Here is a 25,973-nt window from a genome sequence, read left to right on the forward strand (position 1 = left end):
TGTCCTTACTCCGCCTCGTTGGCCGAGTCGGCATTGAGTTGGCCGTATTTTTCCTCGCCGATCGAAGCAAGCAGATCGAGCTGCGTTTCCAGGAAGTCGATATGTCCTTCCTCGTCCGCCAAAAGATCCTCGAACAGCTTCATCGAAACGAAATCGCCTTCGTCCTGGCAGATCTCGCGCGAGCGCTTGTAGGCGGTGCGTGCGTCATATTCGCCGGCGAGATCGGATTCGAGCACTTCCTTGACGTTCTGGCCGATGCGCAACGGCGCGACGGACTGCAGGTTCGGGTGGCCTTCGAGGAAGATGATGCGCGCGATCAGCCGGTCGGCGTGATGCATTTCCTCGATCGATTCCGCCCGCTCCTTCTTTGCCAGCTTGGTGTAGCCCCAATCCTCGAGCAGACGATAATGCACCCAGTACTGGTTGACGGCTCCAAGCTCGAGAAACAGAGCTTCATTAAGCCGCTCGATGACCTGCGGTTCGCCTTTCATGGGTTCTGCTCCCGTATTGGCCGCGCAAGCCTCGCACGCGATCCAGGTGTGAAACGATGTCGACGCCCCCCATCTCCGAGCGGGCGTGGTAATTCTCGGTGACCCGAATGATCGTTTCCACCACATTTGGGAAACAGCCGCAACAGCGACCGCGCTTGGCCATCGCGTGGTAGACCTTCGCCGGGACGATCAGCTGCCAGGGATCCTCGTCCAGCAGGCCGACGATCGTCTGCTCGATCTCCTTTTCGGTGATGATGTTGCAATGGCAGATCAGCATCTACTTGCTCTGGCTGACGGCGCCGTTCCGGCGCCGCTTGGCTGGTTTCACATGATCCTGTCCAAAAACCGGTTTTGGGATCATGCCCGATCTTACTTGAACACCTTGTCGGGCGCATCGAGGCTGTCGGAACCCTCGAAAGCGATCTGGTTCAGCTTGAGCGAGCCGACGGCGCGCTCGATCGACTTGGTCTGGTCGATGAGGGCGTCGATCGCCGCCTGCACGGTGGCGTTGCCTTCCGTGTTGCCCTCGGCGATCTGCTGGTCATAGGCCTCGCCGGCAAGAGCACGCGCCTGGATGGCCTCCATCTTGGCGACGGTGGTGTCGAGCTTGCCCGACAGCTCCTTGTCGATCGCCGGATCGGCGGCCTTCACCATGTCGGACACCGACGGGCCTGAAACCACGGAGCCGTCGAGCCGCTTGTAGCTGGCATGGTAGGCGTCACGGATGCCGACCGCGTCATAAAGATGCGAGATGTAGGTGTTGTCGGAGAAGCAGTCGTGCTCCTCTTCCGGATCGTGCAGCAACAGGCCGAGCTTCATGCGCTCGCCGGCGAGCTCGCCATAGGAGAGCGAGCCCATGCCGGTGAAGATGGTGGAGATGCCGGCATTCGCATCGCCGTCGGTCAGATTCCTGCGCGCGGCGCCGTCTTCCTTCCAGTTGCCAACCATTTCCCGCAGGTCGGACACCAGAAGATCACTCGCGGACTTCAGATATTCGGCGCGGCGGTCGCAATTGCCGCCCGTGCAGTTCTTAAGGTCGTAATCCGTATAGGGTCGCTCGCCGGCGCCCGGTCCGGTGCCGTGCAGGTCCTGGCCCCAGAGCAGGAATTCGATGGCATGATAGCCGGTCGCGACATTGGCTTCGACGCCGCCGGCCTCCTGCAGCGTGCCGGAGAGGAACTCGGGCGTTAGCTTCGAGGCATCGACCTTCTTGCCGTTGATCTCGATTTCCTTGTTGGCGATGACATTGGCCGTATAGAGCGCGTTTTCGTCCGACTCGGTGCCATAGCTCTTGGCGACATAGTCGATCAGGCCCTCATCCAGCGGCCACGAATTCACCTTGCCTTCCCAGTCGTCGACGATCTTGTTGCCGAAGCGGTAGACTTCTGTCTGCTGGTAAGGAATGCGCGCCGCCTTCCAGGCCTCGCGCGCGGCGTTCAGCGTGTCTGCCGAGGGGCTGGCAATGAGCGCATCCACCGCCTTATCCAGCGCCTGCGCAGTGGTCAGAGAATCCTCGTATTTGGCTAAAGCGATGTCGGCATAGGTCTTGATCACCGCCTTGGCGTCCGTTTCGGCTTTCGCCGGCAACACGAACACCGCCGCAGTCAGTGCAGCCGTGGCGCAGATCGCAGCCAGCCTGCCGCCATTACGTGCCGTCATCATCCTTCTCCAGTTCTTTGGAAATTCAATAAAAGGCGCCCACCCGCGCCGAGGCATATTCATGCCGGGAAAAATGGTGGCCGCGTCGATGCGCGGTTCGCGATAAAAAGACACCCACTTGCCTCCAATCGAAAGGGTTCAAGGCCCAGACATCAAAGGGATACGCTTTGCGTGCAGCTCTCCATAAAGCGATGGAGAGGCCGGGAGTCAACTGGTGAGATAGAAAATATACAATTGAAACAACAGTTTAGAATTATTCTAAACTACAAATGTCAACTTTAAGCTCGGTATTGCCTCGCTGGGCCCGATTGACAGACAGCCATTCTGGGTGCGACCCGATGCGCGGCCCTTGCGGCGGTGACGGACAATCGCCACTTGGCGCAAGGGCCTAAATTTGCTGGCCAAAAAGGATTGCGATGACCAACGGGGTTGTGATTGTCGGTGCGGGCCATGCCGGCGTGCAGGCGGCCGCCAGCCTGCGCGAAGAGGCCTATGAAGGGCCGGTTGTCCTGGTCGGCGACGAGCAGGACCTGCCCTATCACAAGCCGCCGTTGTCCAAGACCTTCATCAAGGACGCCGAGGCCAAGCCGCAGCCCTTGCGCGGCGAAGCCTTCTACACCGGCAACAACATTGATTACCGGCCGGGAGTGCGCATCGACAGCATCGATACCCGCGCGAGCCGGCTGAATGTCGCAGGCGGTGGAACGCTTGCCTTCGACCGGCTGGTGCTTGCCACCGGCTCGCGGCCGCGCCTGCTCAAAGTCGACGGCGCCGGCCTTGCTGGCGTGATCTCGCTACGCTCGCTGGCCGATGCGCGGGCGATCCGCGAGCTCAGCGCGCAAAGCGAGGATGTGGTCATTCTCGGCGGCGGCTTCATCGGCCTGGAGATCGCGGCGACGCTGAGAGCCGCCGGCCGCAACGTCACCGTCGTCGAGGCGGTCGACCGGCTGCTCGGCCGCGCCGTCGCGCCTGTCATCGCCGCGCATGTGCGCCAGCGTCTGGAAGCGATCGGCGTGCGCATCCTGACCGGCACCACCATTGCCCGCCTGGAGGGCGAAGGCGGCCGCGTCGCGGCCGCGATCACGTCGGGCGGCGAACGCCTGCCGGCGCAAATGGTGATCATCGGCATCGGCGTGGTGCCCAATGTCGAACTGGCTGAAGCCGCCGGTCTGGCTACCGGCAACGGCATCCGCGTCGACCAGCATATGCAAAGCTCTGTTCCCGAAATCCTCGCCATCGGCGACGCGGCCTCCTACCGGCACTGGTTCACCGAGGGCGACGTGCGGCTGGAATCGGTGCAGAACGCCACCGACCAGGCCAGGCTTGCCGCACGTACCGTTCTCGGCCATGGCGAGCCCTTCTCGGCCGTGCCATGGTTCTGGTCGGATATCGGCGACATGAAGCTGCAGATGGTGGGCCTGACCCAAGGCGGCGATCACCATGTCGTGCTGGGCGATCTCGCCGAGAACAGGTTCTCGATCTACCACTATGCGGGCAACCGGCTGCTCGGTATCGAATCCGTCAACCGCCCGGCCGACCACATGCTTGGCCGCAAGATGCTCGGCGCCGGCTTCTCGCCGACGCCGCAAACGGTGGCAGGCGGGTCGGATGCGCTGAAGGCGGCGCTTGCGGCCTTCAGTCAGGACGAACCGGCAAGGGCCAACGCGTAGGGCTTGCCAATTTTTGCCATAGGCCATAAAATGGCTGAATGAGCACGATGAATATTTCACTGCCCGACAGCTTGAAGAATTTTGTCGATCAGCAAGTGACTGATCGAGGCTATGGCACGAGCAGCGAATATGTGCGTGAATTGATCCGCCAGGATCAGGATCGTCAACTTTTGCGGAGCTTGCTCCTGGAGGGTGCGTCATCCGTGCCGGGCGCGCCCGTTGACGACGACTATTTCGCAGCGTTGAGGAAACGAGCGCAGGGCCAATAAGTTAGTGGCCACCAAGCCAATTATTCCTCGAAGCCTTGCTCTGCGCGATATCGAGGACGCTGTCGATTATTATGCACGTGAAGCTGGTTCGCACGTGGCGTTAGGCTATGTCGAGGACCTTCAGAATGCCTACAAGTTAATAGCCAGCCACCCGGCATCAGGCTCTCTGAGATATAGTTATGAAGTTGGGTTGCCCGGCCTACGCAGCCTGCCGCTCAAGCGTCATCCATATTTGATCTTCTATATTGAACAGGCAGACCACATCGATGTGTGGCGCGTGCTTCACGCCAAGATGGATATCCCATCCTGGTTACAACATCCGGGCTCCTGACGGCTTGCGCGCGCCGGTGCAGACCGTCAGAAGAGCACCGCACCATCCTCAGGCGGCCTGCGCCTCGCGGATCGAGGTTTCCAGGATATCCAGCGCCTCGGTCATGACGCCGTCCTGGATGGTGATCGGGGACAGGAAGCGGATGACGTTGCCATAGACGCCGCAGGTGAGCAGGATGAGGCCCTGGTCCAGCGCCTTCAGCCTGACCGCGTTGGCGAACTCCGCTGACGGAAGCCCCTTCTGCACGTCGTTGAACTCGACGGCGTTCATGAAGCCTGGACCGCGGATGTCGACGATCTCCGGTACGTCCTCGCGGATCGATACCAGCCGCTGCTTCAGCCGCGCGCCCAGCGCATTGGCGCGGTCGCAGAGCTTTTCCTCCTCGATGACGTCGAGCACTGCGTGCGCGGCGGCAACGCCGATCGGGCTGCCGCCATAGGTGCCGCCGAGCCCGCCGGGGCCGGGCGCGTCCATGATCTCGGCGCGGCCGGTGACGGCCGACAGCGGGAAGCCGCCGGCGAGGCTTTTGGCCATGGTGGTGAGGTCGGGCGCCACGTCATGATGATCCATGGCGAACATCTTGCCGGTACGGGCAAAGCCGGTCTGCACTTCGTCGGCGACCAGCAGGATGCCGTGCTGATCGCAGATCTTGCGAAGCGCGGCCATGAAATCGCGCGGCGCTTCGTAGAAGCCGCCCTCGCCCTGAACCGGCTCGACGATGATGGCGGCAACGCGGCCCGGATCGACATCGGCCTTGAACAGCTTGTCGAGCGCGGCAAGCGAATCGGCGACCGAGACACCGTGCAGCGCGACCGGGAACTGGGCGTGGAAGACATCGGCGGGCATCGCGCCGAAGCCGACCTTGTAGGGCACGACCTTGCCGGTCAGCGCCATGCCCATGAAGGTGCGGCCATGAAAGCCGCCGGAAAAGGCGATGACCGCCTGACGGCCGGTGGCGTTGCGGGCGATTTTTATCGCGTTCTCGACCGCCTCGGCGCCGGTGGTCACGAAGATCGTCTTCTTGTCGAACTTGCCGGGCAGCAGGCCGTTCAGGCGCTCGGCGAGATGCACGTAGCTTTCATAGGGTACGACCTGGTGGCAGGTGTGGGTGAAGCGGTCAAGTTGCGCCTTGACGGCCTCGATCACCTTCGGGTGGCGGTGGCCGGTGTTGACGACGGCGATGCCGGACGAGAAGTCGATGTAGCGGCGGCCTTCGACATCCCAGATTTCCGAATTCTCGGCGCGTTCGGCGTAGATCTGCGTCGTCATGCCGACGCCGCGCGAGATCGACTGGTTCTTGCGTTCGGAAATGGCTGAATTCTTCATCTCATCCCTCAATCGGGCCATCCTCATTGAGACTGGGCCCGTTCTCGTTTGATGCCGTTGAAATCCGTTCTGACCTTATTTCACGTTTTGCTCAAGTCGGCACGTTGTCCAGTCAATTGGGCCTGCCCCAGATAGCCTCCCAGTACACCTGGGCAGGGACGCGGCTTGGCAATTGCGGGCTAAACCCTCACAAATCCTTCGCTGGCCCTCAACAGATTGCGCGTATAATCCTCGCTGACGCGATGACCGATCAGCTGGCTCGCGGTCAGCGTCTCCACGGCCTCGCCATTCTGCATCACCATCAGCCGCTCGCACATATGGGTGATGATGGCGAGGTCGTGGCTGACCATCAGGAAGGTGAGCTTGCGGCGCCGCCGGACCTCCTCCAGCAGGTTCAGCACCTCCGCCTGCACCGAAGCGTCGAGCGCCGAGGTCGGCTCGTCAAGCAGCAGGATCGAAGGTTCGAGGATCAGCGCACGAGCGATCGCGACGCGCTGGCGCTGGCCGCCGGAGAGCTGGTGCGCGTAACGAAAGCGGAAGCCCTTGCCAAGCCCTACCTCGTCCAGCGCGCGCTCGATGCGCTTCTCGCCGTCGGCAATGCCGTGGATGGCCAGAGGCTCCTGCAGCAGGCGGTCGACGGTCTGACGCGGATGCAGCGAGCCGTAAGGATCCTGAAAGACCATCTGCACCTCGCGATAGAACGCCTTGTCGCGAGTTTTGCCGAGCGTCTTGCCGTTGACGGTAATGGTGCCGGAAGAAACCGGCGCGAGACCGGTGATGGCTCTCAGCAGCGTCGACTTGCCGGAACCGCTTTCGCCGACGAGGCCGTAGGATTCGCCTTCCCTGACTTCGAGGCTGACGCCCTTCAGCGCGCGAAACCGGTCGAAGACCACTTCCAGCCCTTCGACAGTGATGGAAGCCGTCATGCCGCCCACTCCGGCTTGCGGTCGAGCACCGGCAGCGGATGGCGCTCGAAGCCGATCCTGGGCATGCAGTTGAGCAGGCCGCGCGTGTAAGGGTGCTGAGCGTCGCGCAGCTCCGAAGCCTTGATCTGCTCGACCACCTTGCCGGCATACATGACGACGACGCGGTCGCAGAAGGAGGAGACCAGGCGCAGATCGTGCGAGATGAAGATCAGCCCCATGCCGCGCTCGGCGACGAGCTTGTCGAGGATATTGAGCACGTCGAGCTGCACGGTGACGTCGAGCGCCGAGGTCGGCTCGTCGGCGATCATCAATTCGGGTCCGGTGACCAGCATCATGGCGATCATGGCGCGTTGGCCCATGCCGCCCGAGACCTCGTGCGGATAGAGATCGAAGACGCGGGCCGGGTCGCGGATCTGCACCGCCTGCAGCATCGCCAGCGCCCGTTCGCGCGCTTCGGTCTTTCCGACCTTCTCATGCGTGCGCAGCGTCTCGACGATCTGGCGGCCGATGGTCATGACCGGATCGAGCGAATACTTCGGATCCTGAAGGATCATGGCGATGCGGTTTCCACGCAGCGCCCGGCGCTCACGCGGCGATATGGAAAGTAAGTCCATGCCGTCGAAAGCGAGTTTCGTCGCCGAAACCTCAGCCTGCGGCGGGGTCAGCCCCATGATGGCGCGGCCGGTCTGCGATTTGCCGGAGCCGCTTTCGCCGACGATGCCCAACCGCTCGCGACCCAGCGAGAAGGAGACGCCGCGCACCGCCTGCACGAGGCCAGTGCGGGTCGGGAAGGTGACGCGCAGATCGTCGACCTCGAGAAGCGTGTCGCTCATTGGTCGCCGCTCCGGGGGTCGAGCGCGTCGCGCAGGCCGTCGCCGAGCAGGTTGAAGCCGAGGCTGACGATGAGGATGGCGGCACCTGGGGCTGCGGCCACCCACCACTGGTCGAGGATGAAGCGGCGTCCGGACGCGATCATCGCGCCCCATTCGGGCAACGGCGGCTGCGCGCCGAGACCGAGGAAACCAAGGCCGGCGGCGGTGAGGATGATGCCCGCCATGTCGAGCGTGACGCGGATGATCAGCGATGAGATGCAGAGCGGCATGATGTGGCGCAGCACGATGCGGAAGGGCGAGGCGCCCATCAGTTGCACCGCCTTGATGTAGTCGGAGTTGCGCACTGTGAGCGTTTCGGCGCGGGCAATGCGCGCGTAAGGCGGCCAGGAGGTGATGGCGATCGCCAGCACGGCATTCTCGATGCCGGGGCCGAGCGCCGCCACGAAAGCCAGCGCCAGCACCAGCTTCGGAAAGGCGAGGAAGATGTCGGTGATGCGCATCAGGATCGTGTCGGTCCAGCCGTCGGCATAACCGGCGATCGTGCCGACCAGCAGGCCGATGGGCGCGGCGATGATGGCGACGAGGATCACCACATAAAGCGTCCAGCGCGAGCCATAGACGATGCGTGAATAGATGTCGCGGCCGAGATCGTCGGTGCCGAACCAGTGCGCGGCGCCGGGCGGCAGCAGGCGGGCGTTCTTGAGATCGCCAACGGTCGGCGAATACGGTGCCAGCACATCGGCAAGGGCGGCGACCACCAGCAGCGCGATGATGATCAGCAGGCCGATCAACGCCAAACGGTTGGCGGAAAAGCGACGCCAGGCGACATAGGCGCGGCCGAGCCTCGCCTGCAGGCGCGAGGCCGGTCGGTCGCTCAGTAGCCATGCGCGACGGGATAAGGCGCCGGCGTCGGCGGCGGTCATGGCGATGCCTCCTGAAGCCATCGACTCCCACTCCGGTCTGTTTCGCAGACCACCTCTCCCCCGTTCGACGGAGGACAAGAAAGGCGCCCAGCATGCGGCCAGCTTTTCCTCTCCCCCGGGCACGAGGAGTGGCGGCCCGAAGGGCCGGAGCGGGGGTGGTTGGCCGCGGCCAAGCCCAAAACGGCAATAGCTCTGATCATCCGGTCTTCGTCCTTGGATCGAGAAGCCGGTAGAGCAAATCGGAGAAAAGATTGATGGCGATGAAGACCGAGCCGATGGCGATGGTGCCGCCGAGCACGGCGTTCATGTCGGCGTTCTGCAGTGAGTTGGTGATGTAGAGGCCGATGCCCGGCCAGGAGAAGACGGTCTCGGTCAGCACCGAGCCTTCGAGGAGGTTGGCGTAGGAAAGCGCGATCACCGTCACCATCGGCACGGCGGCATTGCGCAGCGCGTGGCCCCAGATGATGCGCGTCTCCGACAGGCCTTTCGCACGCGCCGCGACGATATACTCCTGCGCCAGCTCGTTCAGCATGAACGAGCGGGTCATGCGGCTGATATAGGCAAGCGACAGGTAGCCGAGCAGCGAAGCCGGCAGGACGATGTGGCGCCAGGCGTCGTAGAAGACGTCCCACTGCCTCTGGATCGCGGCATCGAGCAGGTAGAAGCCGGTGATCGGCGTGAACGTGTATTCGTAGACGACATCGAGCCGCGCCGGAAACGCGATCCACTGCAGCTTGGCGTAGAACAGCACCAGCCCGAGCAGCCCCAGCCAGAAGATCGGCACGGAATAGCCGATGAGGCCGACGATGCGCGCGATCTGGTCGATGAGGCTGCCGCGCTTGACGGCGGCCAGCACGCCGAGCGGCACGCCGATGACGGCGCCGATGATCGTGCCCAGCGTCGCCAGCTCGATGGTCGCCGGGAAAACGCGGCGGATATCCGTCATCACCGGATTGGTAGTCAGCACCGACGTGCCGAAGTCGCCGCTCAACGCACTTTTGACATAGAGGTAGAACTGCTCGATCCAGGGCAGGTCGAGACCCATCTCGCGGCGCGTGCGCTCGACGACGGCCGTCGGCGCCCGGTCGCCGAGAACGGCCAGCACCGGATCGATCGGGATGACTCGGCCGATGAAGAAGGTCACCGCGAGCAGACCGAGATAGGTCGTCACCGCGACGACCAGGAAGCGGCCGAGCGACGACAGGACGGCAACAGCGCGGGCGCTGCCGCGCCCCGCTGCCGCCTGGTTTTCAGCTACGCTCACGCGGCGCGCCCGAAGACACTATTGCTTGGAGACCGCACCGACGAAGTTGGTGTCGAAGCTCGGGCCGAGCGCGAAGCCCTTGAGGTTCTTGCGCAGGCCGGCCACTTCCAGCTGCTGATGGATGATGACGAAGGGGCTGGTGTCGAGGATCTTCTTCTGCAGATCCTTGTACATGTCGGCGCGCTTGGCGGCGTCCTTCTCCAGAAGCGCTGCTTCCGTTTCCTTGGTCAGGTCCGGAATGTCCCACGAATTGCGCCAGGCGAGCGTGTGGGACTTGCCGGCATCCGAATTGTCGGGGTTCGAGGCGAAGGTCTGGGCGTTGGAGTTCGGGTCGAAATAGTCCTGGCCCCAGTTGCCGATGTAGATGTCGTGGTTGCGGGCGCGGTATTTGGTCAGCGTCTGCTTACCGTCTCCCGGAATAATCTCCAGCTTGATGCCGGCCTGGCCGAGCGTCTGCTGGATCGATTCCGCCATGCCGGTGGTCGGCTGTCCAGTGCGCACGTCCATGGTCACCTTGAAGCCGTCCGGCAGGCCGGCCTTGGCAAGCAATTCCTTGGCTTTGGCGACGTCGAGCTTGAACGGGTTATCGTCGATGGCGCCGAGATCGCCCTTGGGCAGGAAGGACTGGTGGATTTCGCCGATGCCCTTGAGGATGGTGGTGCTGAGCGCGTCGTAGTCGACCAGATATTTGAACGCCTGGCGCACCTCGGGCTTGGCGAGGTTCGGGTTCTTCTGGTTGAGGCTGATGTAATAGACCGTGCCCTTCGGCGCGCTGGTGGTGGTGAGATCGGCGTTCTTGGCAATGGCATCAAGGTCGTTCGGCTCGAGATTGCGGGCGACGTCGATATCGCCGGCTTCGAGCGCCAGGCGCTGTGCCGAGCTTTCCTTCATGTTGCGGTAGATGACGCGGGCGAGCTTGGCCTTCTCGCCGTTGTAGTTGTCGTTGCGCTCCAGGACGACGGCCTCGTTGGCGCGCCATTCGCGCAGCTTGAACTGACCGGAGCCGGCATAGCCGGTCTTCAGCCAGGCATTGCCGAAATCGTTGTCCCATTTGTAGTCGGCGCTCGGCGTGGCGGCGGCGACATGTTCCTTGACCAGCTTGGCGTCCACGACCGACGCGACGGTGGCCGACAGGCAGTTGAGCACGAAGCTTGGCGCATAGGCCTTGTCGACGACGAACTGGAAGGTGGTGTCGTCGACGGCCTTGGCCTTTTCGGTGACGTTGTCGCCGGTAATGCCGAACTGGTTGATGATGAAGGCCGGGCTCTTGTCGAGCTTGACGGCGCGTTCGAAGGAATAGGCGACGTCGGCGGCGGTGATCGGATTGCCGGAGGCGAATTTCATGCCGGGCTTCAGCTTGAACGTATAGGTCAGGCCATCATCGGAAACGGTCCAGCTCTCGGCGAGGTCGGGCTTGACCTTGGAGGTGTCGCTGAGATCGAGGCGGACCAGAAGATCATAGGTGTTGCCGGTGACCTCGGCCGTCGATAGCTCGAACGCTTCGCCCGGATCCATCGAGATGATGTCGTCGATGGCAAAGCCCTCGACCAGCGTATCGGCGGGCGTGACCGCGAAAGCGGGCGCGACGAGCAGCGCGGACAGCGCGGCGCCCGCAAGCAAGGCGCGCGAGCGGAGAGCAAACTTTTCCAGCATCATGGTGATCGTTCCCTGTTTTGTTGACCTGAGTTCCCGGCTCAGGGCTGTATTGTTCTTTGCAAGGCCGGCTGCGGCTTTGACCCCTTACCGTCGTGTTTTTTGTCCAGTTGGTCAACACCCTATTCAGCGGTTCTCGAACCGGCAACGGACATTTTGCGAGACGCTATATTGGGGGACCAGTCGAGCCGTATGAGTCGACCCATGCGCCGGCTAATTGAAGCCGCCAATCCGCAAAAAATTATCAGGTCCATCCCTTGCGAGGCAGCCGCTATTTCAACTGCGCGACTAGGCCCGCATCGGGAAAGCAGGTGGCGGGCTTGCCGTTCTTTGCCTGCCAGATGCCGATGGAGCGACGGGTCTTGAAGCCGGGCAGGCCGTCGGCGCTGCCGACATCGTAGCCCTTGGCCTCCAGCGCCCGCTGCAGGGCGGCGATATCGGAGCGGTGGAGATCGCCGACCGCGCCCCAGCCGCCGACAAAGGCGGCGTCGCCCTTGGCGATGCGATCGGCGGCATGACCGATGAACAGGCCGTAGAGATCGCTGTTGTTGTATTGCTTCAGCACATAGAAGTTCGGCGTCACGACGAAGGCCGGACCGCTGCGCCCGGCCGGCATCAGCAGCAAGCCCTCGGCCTTCAATTCGCTCGCCGCAAATGCCTTGCCGTCGACGCGCCTGATGCCCATCGCCACCCAATCGGAGATCCTCTTGCCCCGGTCGGGTCCTTCGAGCGAGCACGACACATTTGCCGGTACCGTCACCTCGGTCCCCCAGCCGCGACCCCGCACCCAGCCATAGTGGACGAGGTAGTTGGCGATCGAGGCGAGCACATCGGGCGTCGAATTCCAGATGTCGGGCCGGCCATCGCCGTCGAAGTCGACGGCGTGCTTCAAGAACGAGGTCGGCATGAATTGCGGCTGGCCGAGCGCGCCGGCCCAGGACGATTTCATCGCATTGACCGGCGCCAGCCCGCGCTCGACGATTTCGAGCGCCGCCAGCACCTCGGTACGGAAGAAATCCTTCTTGGTCGACATGAACGCCTTGGTGCCCAGCACCTCGAAGGCGTCGTAAGGCATCTTGGCCGCGCCGAAGCCGGTCTCGCGACCCCAGATCGCCAGCACGATCTCGCCCGGAACGCCATAGCGCTTCTCGATCAGCCCGAGCGTCCGGGCATTGGCGCTCTCGCGCGTCCTTCCGCCCGAGGTGACGGCCCGAACCACCTTCTCGGCGAAGTAGCTGGCCGGCGGGCCGAACTCGGCCTGATGCTGCTTCTCAGGCGTCGTCGGCTTCTCGCCGGGCAGGATGAGATCGGGCAGTTTCAAGTTCGGCTTCACGCCGAGGAAGGCGGCGTCGAAGGTCTTCCTGGAGATGCCTTTGGACTTGGCTTCGGGCCAGAGGTCGGTCTGCAGCCAGGCCTGGAACTGGTCGTCGATGGGGGCGGCATGGGTGGGGGTGGTGAGGAGAAGAGCGAGAAACGTCGCTAGGAAGGAAAGAATAGCCAGCCTGAAATGCTGGCGTTCCTTCACACCCCCCTCTGTCCTGCCGGACATCTCCCCCGCAAGGAGGGAGATCAGATGTCGCGCAGGCTTTCGCCAATCGCCGACGTGGGGATAAAAGCGCCGGCAAAGAAACTGCCAATCTCCCCCCTTGAGGGGGAGATGTCCGGCAGGACAGAGGGGGGTGCCTCGCGCTGGCTTCGAAGGACGCATTCCAGTCACAGCGCGGCCCCTTTCCAATCCCTCAAAACGCCGTCCTCGACCGCAGCGCCGCGGCCAGCGTGCCTTCGTCGAGGTAATCGAGCTCGCCGCCGACCGGCACGCCATGCGCGAGCCGCGTCACCTTCACATCGAAGCCCGACAACTGATCGGTCAAGTAATGCGCGGTCGTCTGCCCCTCGACGGTGGCATTGACGGCGAGGATGACTTCCTTCACCTCGCCGCCGGCAACGCGGTCGACCAGCGAGCGGATGTTGAGCTGGTCCGGACCGATACCGTCGAGCGGCGACAGCGTGCCGCCGAGCACGTGATAGCGCACGTTCATCGCCGCCGCACGCTCCAGCGCCCAAAGGTCCGAGACGTCTTCGACGACGATCAGCGTGCCGGCGTCGCGGCGTGGGTCGGTGCAGATCATGCAAGGATCGGCGGTATCGACATTGGCGCAGGTCGAGCAGATGCGCACCTTGTCGACCGCTTCGCTCATGGCGGCAGCCAGGGGCTCGAGCAGCTGTTCCTTCTTCTTGATGAGATGAAGCGCTGCGCGCCTGGCCGAGCGCGGCCCTAGCCCCGGTACCTTGGCCAGGAGCTGGATCAGGCGTTCGATTTCCGGACCGGCGATTCTCTTCGACATCGCCCTGATCTAGAGCAATTCCAGGAAAAGTGCGAAGCGGTTTTCCGTCCGGAATTGCGTGCAAGGGAAAAGATGGATCAGTTCGCCGCTTCTTGAAACGGTGGACTGATCCAGGATTTTTCAGAGCGGTTTGGAACAGCCAGCAAGGGCACAGGCCCCGCCATGCTGCCATGGCGGGCCTTGTATTGGATCAAATCGGGCTCAGTTGGTTTCGAGCGGCCGATCCTGGCTGGCGATCATCGCGCCGATGGCGTCGGTGTTCTCAGGTGTCGACTGGAAGCCCATCGACGCTTCCTGCGGCGCGCTGGGCACCGAAGAGACGTAGCGGCCCTTGAGCGTGCCGCCGAAACGCGAGGCGTCCGGCTCGGCCATCGGCTCCTGCATCGCCACGACCATCGGCTTCTGCGCGAGGCGGCCGGATTTCTGCGAAGGAGCAGCAGCAGCCGTCACATAGGTCGCTTCGGCCGGAACGATTGCCGCCTTGGCCGGAAGCGTCGGTTCGGCCGCATTCATCGCGGCCTGCTTGGCCGGATCCGGGCGTACGATCGTCTTGACCACCGGCTCGGCGGAAGCCACCAGCACGGGGGCGGCAGGGTCGATTTTCTGCTGTTTGTCGGAGGCCATGGCGACCATCGGCTCGTCCGGCAGCGGCTGCCAGTTGCGGCCGCGCTTCTCATAGAAGGCGTTGCCGCCGGCCACCATGGTGTAATGCATGTTCTTGTAAGGGAAGCGCAGGCCGGCGGTGTGGAAATACATTGTGTTCTTGAGCTTGGCCTTGCGCTCGCCTTTCAGCACCGCGTTCGCGGCTTCCTCGACGTCGGGCAGCGCCCTGGAGTTCATCGGCCGCGTCAGCACGCCGGGCGCGAACTGGCCCCTCTCGCCGACGACCTCGCAGATGGTGTTGCCATGCTGGCCCGAGCGCAGCCGGTTCATCACGACCGTGCCGACGGCGATCATGCCGTCACGGCTCGACCGGTTGGACTCGAAGAACATCGCCCTTTGCAGGCATTCCTTGTCCTTCATCGTGTAGGAGCGCGAGCTGAGAAAGCTCGGCGTAAGGGCGTCGGTCAGACCCGACACCGACATGCCATGGGAGGAAGTGGTCTGGCTGCAACCGGCCAGGAGCAAGGGGGAAGTGACGATGCCGATAAGCAGCAGCGGCGTCTTCCATCGCGTCGCGATCACCAAAAAAGCCTCATGTCCAGATGCCAGCCCGCCCCGAGATGTGGCAAGAATGAGACTCTTTCGGGCAAAAAGATGGCTAGAGGGTTAGCAACTTCTGGACTTGGGTAAAACTTTATGAATGCCGCGAAATGAGCCCGTGAGCATTGCCGGCAAAATGGTTAATATTACAGGCTGGACTCAATTTCCGTAATCAATTAACTGGCGGACACCGCCTCAGAAAGGCAATTTCATTCCGGGCGGGATCGGCAAGCCTGCCGTCAACGCCTTGGTCTTCTCCTGCATGATCTGCTCGACCTTATTTTTGGCGTCATTGTGGGCGGCCAGGATAAGGTCCTCCAGGATCTCGGCTTCGTCCGCCTTGATCAGAGACGGATCGATCTTCAGCGTCTTCATTTCGAACTTGCCGGTCAGCGTGATGCTGACCAGACCGCCGCCGGCCTGGCCGGTGGCTTCAAGCGTGGCGATCTCGTCCTGCATGGCCTGGAACTTGGCCTGCATTTCCTTCGCCTTGCCCATCAGGCCGAGAAGATCTTTCATCGGTTGGTCCTCTAAAAATGTTTCAGGTCTCGTCGTCATCGGCCGCCGGCTCGACCGGCAGGTCGGCCTCGGCTTCATCCACTTCCGGCACGTCCGGGATGCGCACATCGATGATCTTGGCGCCAGGGAAACGGGCGAGAATGGCCGCGACTACGGGATCGCTCTTGGCGTCGGAGAAGGCATTCTCGCGCTTCGTCGTCTCCATCTCGGCCAATGTCTGGCCGCCTTCTTCCTTCGACAGCGACACCAGCCAGTTGCGCCCGGTCCAGGCGCGCAGCTTGGCGGTGAGGTCGTTGAGCAGCATCTTCGGCGCGTCGTTAGTCAAGGCAACGTCGAGCCGGCCGGGCTCGATGCGAACCGGCCGCACGCAGCGTTTCAGCAGCACCTTGAAGGCCATGTCGCGATTGGCGTCGGCAAGCGCAACGATGTCGGCCAGCGATTTCACTGGAACGACAGGCGCCTCGGCGACCGGCTCCGGCGCGGGAACGAAGGTCTCCGGCACAGGCTGCGCCTCGACCAGGCGCATCGTCTGCGCGCCGCCGGGGGAAGCTGGCACCCGGGTCTGCGCGACAGCACTTGCGCTGCCATTGCCGGACCCCGCGGGTGCTCCGTTGGCGCGCGGCGCGGAATTCGACTGCGGGGCCGCACCTTCCAGCGATTTCAAAGCCTCGTCCAGCGTCGGCAGGTCGGCGGCATGCGCCAGGCGGATCAACACCATTTCGCCGGCGCTGACCGGGCGGTTGGAAGACTGCACCTCAGGAATACCCTTGAGCAGCATCTGCCAGGTCCGCGACAACACGCGCACCGAAAGCGTGCCTGCGAATTCGGCGCCGCGCCGGCGCTCATCCTCGGAAAGCGAAGCATCGTCGGCTGCCGCCGGCACGAAGCGCAGGCGGGTGACGAGGTGGTTGAACTCGGCAAGATCGGTAAGAACGGCGGCCGGATCGGCGCCGGTGTCGTATTGCGCGCGGAATTCGGCCAAGGCCGCCGCGACATCGCCCTTCATGACATGCTCGAACAGGTCGATGATGCGGGCGCGGTCGGCAAGGCCGAGCATGGCTCGCACCGCCTCGGCGCTGACCGTGCCGCTGCCATGGGCGATCGCCTGGTCGAGGATGGAGAGCGAATCGCGCGCCGAGCCTTCGGCGGCCCGCGCGATCATCGCCAGCGCCTCGTCGTCGACGGTAATACCTTCCTTTGCCGCGATCGAGGACAGATGCCCGACAAGCGCGCCGGCATCGATGCGGCGGAGATCGAAGCGCTGGCAACGCGACAGGACCGTTATCGGAACCTTGCGTATCTCGGTGGTGGCGAAGATGAATTTGACGTGCGGCGGCGGCTCTTCCAGCGTCTTCAGCAGGCCGTTGAAGGCCTGGGTGGAGAGCATGTGCACTTCGTCGATGATGTAGACCTTGTAGCGCGCCGAGACCGGTGCGTAGCGCACCCGGTCGATGATGTCCCTGATGTCGTCGATGCCGGTATGTGAGGCGGCGTCCATCTCGATGACGTCGACATGGCGGCCTTCCATGATCGCCTGGCAATGCTCGCCGAGAATCGAAAGGTCAACGGAGGGCTGGTCGACGGTCGGGGTTTTGTAGTTCAGGGCCCGCGCCAGGATGCGCGCGGTCGTCGTCTTGCCGACACCGCGCACGCCGGTCAGCATCCAGGCCTGGGCGATGCGGCCGGTGGCAAAGGCGTTGGTCAGCGTGCGAACCATCGGCTCCTGGCCGATCAGCTCGGAGAAATTCGAAGGGCGGTATTTGCGCGCCAGGACGCGATAAGCGGCGGCCTTGCCAGTCTCCAGGCTTTGTGGCCCCAAATTTCCGGCTTCGCTCATTCGCCGTCAAAAGCTCCCAGGACCGCGACGGAAGGCGGCCGATTCCTGCGCATAGTCTCACCCGCACGGCTTGGCGCCGTCAATGTCGCGGGAGAAAGGCGAAGAGGTGGGAGGCTGGAACAATGACCCGTTCCGGGCTCGTTAGGGCTGCTTCCTTCCGGACCTGACCCGGTTGGCGAGTGGATCGTCCACCACCAACCTCCCGCGCTCCATATCGGCAATTCGGCAGCGAAATGCAAGGGCCGAGCCGGAACCCGCAACCGCATCGAAGGCGGAAAGTCCTTCAAATCGATAATGGCGGTCAATGAATCGCTTGCAGCCACCCTGCCGCCGCTCTAGCGTTCCTGGTTTGGAAAATGCTTGCAACAAAAGCGAAGGAAACGCTCATGCTGCCGGGCCTCGAGGCCGGATTCACGCTGGACGCCCGGCTGGAGGCGGACAGCGAGCAGCTTTTGTGGCTTGGCCTTTGCGAGCTCAGGCTGATGAACGACCGCCGCTGGCCATGGCTGGTTCTGGTGCCGCAGCGGCCGGGCGTGGAGGAAATTCACGACCTGACGCCGCTCGACCAAACGATGCTGACCTTCGAGACCAATATGGTGGCGCAGGCGCTGAAGCGGGTGACCGGATGCACCAAGATCAACACTGGCGCGCTCGGCAACATCGTGCGGCAGTTGCATGTCCATGTCGTCGCCCGGTCTGAGGGCGATCCCGGATGGCCGGGACCGGTCTGGGGACACGGCATGCGCGAGCCCTATCAGCGCTCCGATATCAGGCGGTTTGCCCAAACGATCAAGGCGGCGCTATAAGCTGACCAGTGTCCATTCCGCACATCGAGCCCACCCGAGTCTCCATGAGCTTTCGCCTGTTCGACGCGCCCTTGCGCGAGCCCAGCCAATTCGTCGGTTTCGCCGGCAACCGGATCGATCGGCAGTCCGAGAACCGCGCCGATGATGCGGTCGAAAAAGCGCTGGCCGACCAGGCCGCGCGGCTGATGCTGATGCATGCCGGCCGGCTCTATCTCAAACTCGAGGATGGCACGTTCGACCCCTGGTTCAGGACGGATGAGAGTGGAGCTTTCGAGGCCGCACTCGATCGCGGCGTGCTGCTCGGCTTCTCTGACAGCGGGCCGGTGCTGGCCGTGCCCGCCGGCATCGAGCCGGAAAAGCTGCCAGAGACGATCAAGGCGATCGACTATCGTTCCGTCTATATGCAAGGGCTGGTCGACGAGGCGGCGGCCGGCGCGCTGGCGCAAGGCGCGGCGCTGCTTGCCTGGCACGTAAGCCATGCCTTCTGTTCCAAATGCGGCAACCGCTCGGAGATGCGCGCCGGCGGCTACCGGCGCCATTGCCCTGCCTGCGGCACCGACCATTTCCCGCGCACCGATCCGGTGGCAATCATGCTGACGGCGACGCGCGAGAAATGCCTATTGGGGCGCGGCAGGCATTTCGCGCCGGGCATGTATTCGGCGCTTGCAGGCTTCATCGAGCCGGGCGAGACAATCGAGGCGGCGGTACGGCGCGAGACGCTCGAAGAGGCCGGCATCCGGCTCGGCCGCGTCGTCTACCACGCCAGCCAACCCTGGCCGTTCCCCTATTCGCTGATGATCGGTTGTTTCGGCGAGCCCCTTAACGAGGATATCCAGGCCGACCTCAACGAGCTGGAGGACTGCCGCTGGTTCTTCCGCGACGAGGTGCGCACGATGCTGGACAGGCAGCATGCCGATGGCTTGATTACACCGCCGAAAGGGGCAATCGCCCATCACCTCATCCGCGCCTGGGTCGACAGCGAATAGGAGACGAGACATGATCCGCCATACCGTCGTGTTCACGCTGAAGCATCCGCTGCAATCGCTGGAGACGAAGCGCTTCCTGCACGATGCGAAGAAGATCCTGACCGGGATCAAGGGCGTCACGCATTTCGAGCAGTTGCGGCAGGTGAGCCCGAAGAACGACTACCAGTTCGGCTTCTCGATGGAATTCGCCGACCAGGCGGCCTACATGCGCTACAACGAGCACCCCGACCATGTCGCCTTCGTGCGCGACCGCTGGGTGCCCGAGGTCGAGAAGTTTTTGGAGATTGACTACGTGCCGCTGGGGTTCGGCTGAAAATTCAGGTGAGGCCGGCCTGCAAATGGCGGCCCCCTGCGCTTCCGGTGCTCACGTACTTCAAGTACGCTCCGCTCCGGTTGTCGGAGGCCACCATTTTCGGCTCGGCCTGACCTGAATTGGGCTGGCGCTAATCCGCCACCTTCCACTGCTCGCGCGAGGCGCTGGCCGGATAGACGCCGAGAATGCGCATTTCGCGCGAGAAGAAGCGCAGCTCGTCCAGCGCCAGCTTGACCAGCGGATCGTCCGGGTGGCCCTCGATGTCGGCGTAGAACAGCGTCGCGGTGAAGGCGCCGAGCTGGTAGCTCTCGAGCTTGGTCATGTTGATACCGTTGGTGGCGAAGCCGCCCATGGCCTTGTAGAGCGCGGCCGGCACGTTGCGGACACGGAAGATGAAGGTGGTCATCATCTTGGCGTCCGGCGCGGGGCGCTCCACCCATTGCTTGTTCTTGGTCAGCACGACGAAGCGGGTGACGTTGGAATCGGTGTCCTCGACATTCTTCTCAATGATGTCGAGCCCATAGAGCTCAGCGGCTAAAGCCGGCGCCAGCGCGGCCATGGTGCGGTCCTTCACCTCCGACACCATCTTGGCCGAACCCGCCGTGTCGCCGGCGACCACCGGCTTCCAGCCGTTCTTGCGGATATATTTGCGGCACTGGCCGAGCGCGTGGATATGGCTGTGGACGGTCCTGATCTCTTCGCGCTTCACGCCCGGCAGCACCATGAGCTGGAAGTGGATCGGCAGGAAGTATTCGCCGACGATGTGCAGCTTCGATTCCGGCAAGAGGTGGTGGATGTCGGCAACGCGCCCGGCGATCGTGTTCTCGATCGGGATCATGGCGAGCTCGGCCTTGCCGGTCTCGACCGCATTGAAGGCATCCTCGAAGGTCGGGCAAGGCAACGGCTCCATCGACGGGAACATGTTGCGGCAGGCCGTGTCGGAATTGGCGCCGGGCTCGCCCTGGAAGGAAATTCTGTTGGTCTTTTCAGGCATGCCGATATCTCAATTTGAAAGGATCTGTCTTGCCCGCTCGAGATCGTGCGGCGTATCGACGCCGAGCGGCACGGAATGGACGATCTCAACGTCGATGCGCATGCCGGCTTCCAGCGCGCGCAGCTGCTCCAGCCGCTCGCGACGCTCCAGCGGCGACGGCTTCAGCGCGACGAAACGTTCCAGCGCGGCGCGCCGATAGGCATAGAGGCCGATATGATGGTAGAGCGGCCCCTCGCCCCAGGGCGCGGTGGCGCGGGTGAAATAGAGGGCTCGCAACCGTGTCGACGACAGCGGCGAGCCGACGATCTTGACGACATTGGGATTGGTCTTCTCCTCGTCGCGCACGATCTCGACGCCGAGCGTGGCGATATCGACCGATTTGTCCTCAAACGGCCGCAGCGACGCGCCGATGATTTCGGGGGCGATGGTCGGCAGATCGCCCTGGACGTTGACGATCGTTTGCACCCGCTTTTCGGGGTCGAGCGCTGTCAGCGCCTCGAAGATGCGGTCGGAGCCCGATTCGTGATCCGCTCGGGTCATGACAGCCTCGAAACCATGCGCCCGCACGGCTTGCGCGATCGCTTCCGTGTCAGTCGCCACGACCACACGGCCAAGCCCGGCCTCGGCTCCGCGCCGGGCGACATGGACGATCATCGGCACGCCCGCAATGTCGGCCAGCGGCTTGCCCGGCAGGCGCGTCGAGGCCATGCGGGCGGGGATCAGGATCAAGGTCGACATCGGATTTCAGGGCAGCCGAAAAAAGCGGATGGAAAAGTGGCAAAAGGTCTCACTGGAAGCGCCCTTATAGGTGTTGCAACGCCAGAGCAAAAGACCTAGTTTCCGCGCGGTTTGACTGGCCTTTCAGGGCAGTTCGCGATACCGACGGACGGAGTGGACGGGACGGTCCGCCGGAAAAGGGAGCAAGGGGCGTATGGATTCCAACGAAGTCAACAAGCTGCTCGGCGGATTTCTTGGAACCTGCTTCATCGTCTTTTCCATAGGCCTCGTCTCGGATGGGCTGTTCGCCTCGCCGACGCCCGAAAAGCCCGGCTTCGCCATCGAAGCTCAGGAACCGACCGAAGGCGGTCCGGCTGCTCCCGCGGCGGAAGCCAAGCCGATCGCCGACCTGCTCGCCACCGCCAACGCAGAGGCGGGCGCCGCGATCTTCAAGAAATGCCAGGCCTGCCATTCCGGCGAAAAAGGCGGTCCGAACAAGGTCGGTCCAGATCTTTGGGACATTGTCGACCGCCCCGTCGCCGAGCATGAAGGCTTCGCCTATTCGGCCGGCATGAAGGATTTCTCCAAGGGCGGCCAGGAGCACTGGACCTACGACAATCTCAACCACTTCATCACCTCGCCGAAGAAGTTCGTGAAGGGCACGGCGATGGGCTTCGCCGGCCTGCCGAAAGACGAAGATCGCGCCAATGTGATCGCCTATTTGCGCACCCTGTCGGACAATCCGAAGCCGCTGCCGCAGCCGGGCGCGTCGGCGGAAGCCAAGCCGGCGGAAGGTGCCGCACCCGCGAAGCCCGCCGAAGGCGCCGCGCCGGCCAAGCCGGCCGAGGAAACCGCTCCGGCCAAGCCCGCCGCGCCCGCTCAATAAACAATTTGTCATAGAGACTTCCTTGGAAAAGCCGGGTTCGTCCCGGCTTTTCTGTTAGGAAAGCTGCATGGACCGCGACAAAGGCGGCACTTGCGGTTTCCACCCGCGTCAAATGATCTAAATTGCGGGTGGACAGAGCAATTCCAGGAAGGGAGAACCGGTTTCCGTCCGGAATTGCTTCGAAACAAAGCGATAGAGCGGTTGTCGTTTCCGGAAACCGATGAACCGCTCTGGAGTTCGCGACGAGGAGAACGCATGAAGGTTGGCCGCTTCCGCACGCTTTTCGCATCGGCATTCGCGCTTGCCTTCGCCGCCAGCCTGCAGGCCGGCTTCGCCGACGAATGGCGCACGACATCGTCGCTGATCGGACCTTCAAAATACGGCGACAATTTCCAGCATTACGACTACGTCAATCCGAATGCGCCGAAGGGCGGCACCTACAATGCCGTCGCTATAGGGACCTTCGACAGCTTCAATCCCTTCATAGTGCAAGGGTCACCCGCTGCTGGCTTCGCCGATTTTGGTGGCAGCCTGCTTTACGACACGCTGATGGAACAGGCTACTGATGAAGGCAGTGTGAGCCACCCCCTGATCGCAGACGCCTTCAAGTATCCTGCCGATTTTTCCTCAGCTACCTACCGACTCGATCCTCGTGCAAAATGGCATGACGGCAAGCCGATCACCGTCGACGACGTGGTCTGGTCATTCCAGGTGCTGAAGGCCAACAGCCCCAGATACAATCGCTATTTCGAGAACGTGACCGAGGCGGTCGCGGTCTCGGACCGCGAGGTCGAGTTCCATTTCAACCAGAAGGGCAACCGCGAGCTTCCCAAGATCCTCGGCGATCTCGTCGTCTTGCCGAAGCACTGGTGGGAAGGCACGGACGCCAGCGGCAAGAAGCGCGACATCACAAGGCCGACGCTCGAGCCGCCACTGGGCTCCGCGGCCTACAAGATCGCCAGCTTCAAGCCAGGCTCGGAAATCGTCTGGCAGCGCGTGCCGGACTATTGGGGCGCCAAGCTGCCGGTGAAGATCGGCCGCGAGAATTTCGACGTCCAGCGTTTCACCTACATCCTTGACGACAACGCTGCCTGGCAGGCCTTCACAAAAGGCGGGCTCGACGACATCCACCGCGAAATGAGTTCGCGCAAATGGGCAACGGCCTATGACTTTCCGGCCTTCAAGGGCGGCGATGTGATCAAGAAGACCTTCGAAAGCGAACATGCGCAGCCCATGCAGGGCTTCGTGTTCAACCAGCGGCGAGCACTTTTCCAAGATCGTCGGGTGCGTGAGGCGCTGACCCAGCCCTTCGATTTCGAGACGATGAACAGGACGCTGTTTTTTGGCTTCAACACCAGAACGTCGAGCTATTTCCAAGGCACCGAACTGGCGTCGAGCGGGCTGCCGCAAGGCAAGGAACTGAAAATCCTGGAAAAATATCGCGACAAGCTGCCGCCCGAATTGTTCACTCAGGAGTTCAAGCTACCTGTCTATGACTCACCGCAAGCGGAGCGGAAACATCTTAAGCGGGCCGTTGATCTCCTTGCTCAGGCCGGCTGGCAGATCAAGGGCGGCAAGATGATCAACACAAAGTCCGGCGAGCCGCTTAAGTTCGAGATACTCGGTTCGAACGACACCGACCAAGTCATCTCCAGCCCTTACATCGCTAACCTGCGCAAAATAGGGATCGACGCGACCCTACGCATCATCGACCAGACCCAGTACATCAACCGGATCAACCACTTCGACTTCGATATGGTAACGACGGTGCTTCAGCAATCTGAATCGCCCGGCAACGAGCAACGCGAATTCTGGAGTTCGAAGGCAGCAGACGCCCCAGGCTCGCGTAACCTGATGGGCATTAAGGACCCGGTCGTAGACGCCCTGATAGATCGGATCGTTTTTGCCAGCGACCGCGCCGATCTTATCGCCGCCACCCACGCCCTTGACCGGGTGCTCTTGTGGAACTTCTACGTCCTGCCGCAGTACCATCGCACCGCTGTCTGGTACGCCTACTGGAACAAATTCGGCATGCCGGATAAGCAGCCCAGCTACCGCGGCGCCGATATCGATTCCTGGTGGATCGACACGGCCAAGGAAAAGGCGCTGGCCGCCAAGTACAAAGGCGTCAATTGATGGAGCGGCGGACTTTGCTTCCTCGCCGCGACTTCCTGGCGCTCGGCGCCGCGGCCACGGCGGCCGCGTTGCTGCCGGGCCGGGCCTTTGCCGACACCGCGACCGGCGTCAAGCTGCATGGCCTGTCGGCCTTCGGCGACCTGAAATACAAGCCCGACTTCGCCCATTTCGACTATGTCAATGCCGATGCGCCGCAAGGCGGCACCTTCAACTTCTCGCCGCCCAACTGGGGCGCCAACCAGAGCCCGCAGACCTTCAACACGCTGAATTCGTTCGTCCCCAAGGGCGATTCCCCGCAGCGCATGGAAATGTGCTTCGATTCCCTGATGGTGCGGGCGCTTGACGAGCCGGATGCGGCCTATGGATTGATCGCCGAGAGTGTCACGATCTCCGACGACCGCAACACCTTCACCTTCTCGCTGCGCCCGCAGGCGCGCTTCCATGACGGCACGCCGCTCACCGCCGACGATGTTGCCTTCACCTTCAAGCTGCTGAAAGACAAAGGGCATCCGGACTACGCGCTGTCACTGACGCATCTGGAAGATGCCGTGGCGAAGGACACCCACACGGTCGAGCTCAAATTCTCGGGCAAGCAGTCGGCCCGCACCATCCTCAACGTCGTCGGATTCCCTATCCTTTCGAAGGCCTTCTTTACGGCCAACCCGTTCGATTCCTCGCAGCTCAATCCGCCGCTCGGCTCAAGCGCCTACAAGGTCGGGCGCTGGTCGGCGGGCGCCTGGATCGAATATGAGCGGGTGGCCGACTATTGGGGCAACGACCTGCCGGTCAATCGCGGCCTGAACAATTTCGGGCGCATCCGCATCGAATTCTACCAGGATCGCACCGCCGGGTTCGAGGCCTTCAAGAAGGGCGAGATCCTCTACCGCGAGGAATTCACGTCGCGCGTCTGGGCGACGGCCTACGATTTTCCGGCCTTTACCGCCGGCAAGGTGATCAAGCATGAGTTTCCGGCTGAAACCACGCCATCCATGCAGGCCACCGCGGTCAACCAGCGGCGTGAGCAGTTCAAGGATCCACGCGTGCGGCAAGCGATCGCGCTCTGCTTCGATTTCGAATGGACACGGCGCAACTTCTTCTATGGTTCCTATGAGCGCTCGCAATCCTGCTTCGAAAAATCCGACTTCCGTGCCGCGGGCATGCCGACCCCGCAGGAACTGGCGCTGCTTGAGCCGCTGCGCGACCAGCTGCCGGCGGAGACATTCGGCGAAGCGGTGACGCAACCGCCGTCGGACGGCTCAGGGCGGGACCGGAAGCAACTGAGCGCGGCATTGAAGTTGCTCGCTCAGGCCGGCTGGAAACGCTCCGGTGATTTCGTGGTCAACGACAAGGGCGGGCGGCTGGCCGCCGAATTCCTGGTCGACGACGAGACTTTTGTGCAGGTCTATTCGCCCTGGGTCGCCAACATGAAGGCCATCGGCATCGATGCCTCGATCCGCCTGGTGGATTCGGCGCAGTACCAGCTCAGGCAATCGACATTCGATTTCGACCTGCTCTCGGCCGCCTTCAATTTCAGCGCCACGCCGACCCGCGACGATCTGGAAATTTTCTTCCACTCGCGCAGCGCCACCGTATCGGGCTCGCGCAACCTGTCGGGCGTTGCAAGCCCCGCAGTCGATGCGCTGATCGATGCCGTCGGCGCGGCCAAGGATCGTGAAAGCCTGACCACCGCCATGCGCGCGTTGGACCGGGCCTTGCGCGCGCGGCGCGATTGGATTCCAAGTTGGTATCTGGCGAATCACCGAAGCGCCTATTGGGACATGTTCGGCTTCCCCGAACAGAAGCCCGATTTCGGCTTTCCGGTCGAGGCGCTGTGGTGGTTCGACAAGGGCAAGGCGGCAAAGATTGGCAAAGCCTGACATCACTGT

General features: G+C 62.9%; 25 protein-coding genes and 1 other RNA gene. 9 read left to right on the plus strand and 17 right to left on the minus strand.

Annotated features, from left to right (window positions below; translation table 11 throughout):
• Nucleotides 1-5 precede the first annotated feature (5 nt).
• From bfr to CK219_RS06790, 3 genes are all read right to left on the minus strand, one after another.
• Nucleotides 6-491: a bacterioferritin gene (gene bfr, locus CK219_RS06780; RefSeq protein WP_095765979.1), complete on the minus strand. Its 486-nt coding sequence runs from the start codon at nucleotides 489-491 to the stop codon at nucleotides 6-8.
• Nucleotides 457-768, minus strand: coding sequence for a (2Fe-2S)-binding protein (locus tag CK219_RS06785; RefSeq protein ID WP_095765980.1), 312 nt, complete (start codon nucleotides 766-768; stop codon nucleotides 457-459). The genes bfr and CK219_RS06785 overlap by 35 nt, the downstream gene beginning before the upstream one ends.
• Before the next feature lie 92 nt (nucleotides 769-860).
• Nucleotides 861-2,150 carry an imelysin family protein gene (locus CK219_RS06790; protein WP_095766199.1) on the minus strand — a complete coding sequence of 430 codons (1,290 nt, stop codon included), beginning with the start codon at nucleotides 2,148-2,150 and terminating at the stop codon, nucleotides 861-863.
• A 416-nt stretch (nucleotides 2,151-2,566) separates the two neighbouring features.
• Here CK219_RS06790 and CK219_RS06795 point away from each other — a divergent pair, with 416 nt between their 5' ends.
• Genes CK219_RS06795 through CK219_RS06805 form a run of 3 tightly spaced genes read left to right on the plus strand, consistent with a single transcriptional unit; the run spans nucleotide 2,567 to nucleotide 4,420 of the window.
• Nucleotides 2,567-3,820, plus strand: a complete 1,254-nt coding sequence (locus tag CK219_RS06795; protein ID WP_095765981.1) for an FAD-dependent oxidoreductase — start codon at nucleotides 2,567-2,569, stop codon at nucleotides 3,818-3,820.
• Between the two features lie 38 nt (nucleotides 3,821-3,858).
• Entirely contained in the window at nucleotides 3,859-4,089 is a 231-nt protein-coding gene (locus tag CK219_RS06800; protein WP_095765982.1) for a type II toxin-antitoxin system ParD family antitoxin, read from the plus strand.
• Nucleotides 4,090-4,093: 4 nt separating this feature from the next.
• Nucleotides 4,094-4,420: a type II toxin-antitoxin system RelE/ParE family toxin gene (locus CK219_RS06805; protein WP_095765983.1), complete on the plus strand. Its 327-nt coding sequence runs from the start codon at nucleotides 4,094-4,096 to the stop codon at nucleotides 4,418-4,420.
• Between the two features lie 48 nt (nucleotides 4,421-4,468).
• On the opposite strand, the gene CK219_RS06810 is transcribed toward CK219_RS06805, so the two are convergent.
• From CK219_RS06810 to ffs, 12 genes are all read right to left on the minus strand, one after another.
• Nucleotides 4,469-5,746 carry a 4-aminobutyrate--2-oxoglutarate transaminase gene (locus tag CK219_RS06810; protein WP_095765984.1) on the minus strand — a complete coding sequence of 426 codons (1,278 nt, stop codon included), beginning with the start codon at nucleotides 5,744-5,746 and terminating at the stop codon, nucleotides 4,469-4,471.
• Nucleotides 5,747-5,925: 179 nt separating this feature from the next.
• A complete protein-coding gene (locus tag CK219_RS06815; RefSeq protein WP_095766200.1) occupies nucleotides 5,926-6,672 on the minus strand; it encodes an ABC transporter ATP-binding protein in 747 nt (248 codons plus the stop codon).
• A complete protein-coding gene (locus CK219_RS06820; RefSeq protein WP_095765985.1) occupies nucleotides 6,669-7,505 on the minus strand; it encodes an ABC transporter ATP-binding protein in 837 nt (278 codons plus the stop codon). The genes CK219_RS06815 and CK219_RS06820 overlap by 4 nt, the downstream gene beginning before the upstream one ends.
• Entirely contained in the window at nucleotides 7,502-8,428 is a 927-nt protein-coding gene (nikC, locus tag CK219_RS06825; RefSeq protein WP_095765986.1) for a nickel transporter permease, read from the minus strand. Before nikC ends, CK219_RS06820 begins: the two co-directional genes overlap by 4 nt.
• A 196-nt stretch (nucleotides 8,429-8,624) precedes the next feature.
• Entirely contained in the window at nucleotides 8,625-9,692 is a 1,068-nt protein-coding gene (locus CK219_RS06830; RefSeq protein ID WP_095765987.1) for an ABC transporter permease, read from the minus strand.
• An 18-nt stretch (nucleotides 9,693-9,710) separates the two neighbouring features.
• The gene (locus tag CK219_RS06835) at nucleotides 9,711-11,348 is read right to left on the minus strand and encodes an ABC transporter substrate-binding protein (protein WP_095765988.1); all 1,638 of its coding nucleotides are present in this window, start codon (nucleotides 11,346-11,348) and stop codon (nucleotides 9,711-9,713) included.
• Nucleotides 11,349-11,616: 268 nt separating this feature from the next.
• Nucleotides 11,617-12,894, minus strand: coding sequence for a lytic murein transglycosylase (locus CK219_RS06840; protein WP_095765989.1), 1,278 nt, complete (start codon nucleotides 12,892-12,894; stop codon nucleotides 11,617-11,619).
• Nucleotides 12,895-13,084: 190 nt separating this feature from the next.
• Nucleotides 13,085-13,690 carry a recombination mediator RecR gene (gene recR / locus CK219_RS06850; protein ID WP_095765990.1) on the minus strand — a complete coding sequence of 202 codons (606 nt, stop codon included), beginning with the start codon at nucleotides 13,688-13,690 and terminating at the stop codon, nucleotides 13,085-13,087.
• A gap of 201 nt (nucleotides 13,691-13,891) precedes the next feature.
• The gene (locus CK219_RS06855; RefSeq protein ID WP_095766201.1) at nucleotides 13,892-14,875 is read right to left on the minus strand and encodes a cell wall hydrolase; all 984 of its coding nucleotides are present in this window, start codon (nucleotides 14,873-14,875) and stop codon (nucleotides 13,892-13,894) included.
• Nucleotides 14,876-15,088: 213 nt separating this feature from the next.
• Nucleotides 15,089-15,412, minus strand: a complete 324-nt coding sequence (locus CK219_RS06860) for a YbaB/EbfC family nucleoid-associated protein (protein WP_095765991.1) — start codon at nucleotides 15,410-15,412, stop codon at nucleotides 15,089-15,091.
• A 22-nt stretch (nucleotides 15,413-15,434) separates the two neighbouring features.
• Complete coding sequence (locus tag CK219_RS06865; protein WP_095765992.1) at nucleotides 15,435-17,249, minus strand: DNA polymerase III subunit gamma/tau; 1,815 nt, start codon at nucleotides 17,247-17,249, stop codon at nucleotides 15,435-15,437.
• Between the two features lie 106 nt (nucleotides 17,250-17,355).
• Nucleotides 17,356-17,452: signal recognition particle sRNA small type (gene ffs / locus CK219_RS06870), an RNA gene on the minus strand.
• A gap of 183 nt (nucleotides 17,453-17,635) precedes the next feature.
• Here ffs and CK219_RS06875 point away from each other — a divergent pair.
• The 3 genes from CK219_RS06875 to CK219_RS06885 are packed head-to-tail and all read left to right on the plus strand — an operon-like array spanning nucleotide 17,636 to nucleotide 19,354.
• Nucleotides 17,636-18,055: an HIT family protein gene (locus CK219_RS06875; RefSeq protein WP_095766202.1), complete on the plus strand. Its 420-nt coding sequence runs from the start codon at nucleotides 17,636-17,638 to the stop codon at nucleotides 18,053-18,055.
• A gap of 44 nt (nucleotides 18,056-18,099) precedes the next feature.
• Entirely contained in the window at nucleotides 18,100-19,041 is a 942-nt protein-coding gene (nudC, locus tag CK219_RS06880; protein WP_095765993.1) for an NAD(+) diphosphatase, read from the plus strand.
• 10 nt (nucleotides 19,042-19,051) lie between these two features.
• Entirely contained in the window at nucleotides 19,052-19,354 is a 303-nt protein-coding gene (locus tag CK219_RS06885) for a Dabb family protein (protein ID WP_095765994.1), read from the plus strand.
• A gap of 130 nt (nucleotides 19,355-19,484) precedes the next feature.
• On the opposite strand, the gene CK219_RS06890 is transcribed toward CK219_RS06885, so the two are convergent.
• Both CK219_RS06890 and CK219_RS06895 read right to left on the minus strand, forming a co-directional pair.
• A complete protein-coding gene (locus tag CK219_RS06890) occupies nucleotides 19,485-20,348 on the minus strand; it encodes a prephenate dehydratase (RefSeq protein ID WP_095765995.1) in 864 nt (287 codons plus the stop codon).
• A 9-nt stretch (nucleotides 20,349-20,357) separates the two neighbouring features.
• Nucleotides 20,358-21,086, minus strand: a complete 729-nt coding sequence (locus tag CK219_RS06895) for a 3-deoxy-manno-octulosonate cytidylyltransferase (RefSeq protein ID WP_095765996.1) — start codon at nucleotides 21,084-21,086, stop codon at nucleotides 20,358-20,360.
• Between the two features lie 193 nt (nucleotides 21,087-21,279).
• Here CK219_RS06895 and CK219_RS06900 point away from each other — a divergent pair, with 193 nt between their 5' ends.
• The 3 genes from CK219_RS06900 to CK219_RS06910 all read left to right on the plus strand — a co-directional run bounded on the left by CK219_RS06900 (nucleotide 21,280) and on the right by CK219_RS06910 (nucleotide 25,964).
• Nucleotides 21,280-21,951, plus strand: a complete 672-nt coding sequence (locus tag CK219_RS06900) for a cytochrome c family protein (RefSeq protein ID WP_095765997.1) — start codon at nucleotides 21,280-21,282, stop codon at nucleotides 21,949-21,951.
• A 255-nt stretch (nucleotides 21,952-22,206) separates the two neighbouring features.
• Nucleotides 22,207-24,087 carry an extracellular solute-binding protein gene (locus tag CK219_RS06905; RefSeq protein WP_095765998.1) on the plus strand — a complete coding sequence of 627 codons (1,881 nt, stop codon included), beginning with the start codon at nucleotides 22,207-22,209 and terminating at the stop codon, nucleotides 24,085-24,087.
• Entirely contained in the window at nucleotides 24,087-25,964 is a 1,878-nt protein-coding gene (locus tag CK219_RS06910; RefSeq protein ID WP_095765999.1) for an extracellular solute-binding protein, read from the plus strand. Before CK219_RS06905 ends, CK219_RS06910 begins: the two co-directional genes overlap by 1 nt.
• Nucleotides 25,965-25,973: the final 9 nt, after the last annotated feature.

Origin of the sequence: Mesorhizobium sp. WSM4313 (assembly GCF_002294725.1) — a bacterium.
In the GTDB taxonomy this organism is placed as follows: Bacteria; Pseudomonadota; Alphaproteobacteria; order Rhizobiales; family Rhizobiaceae; genus Mesorhizobium.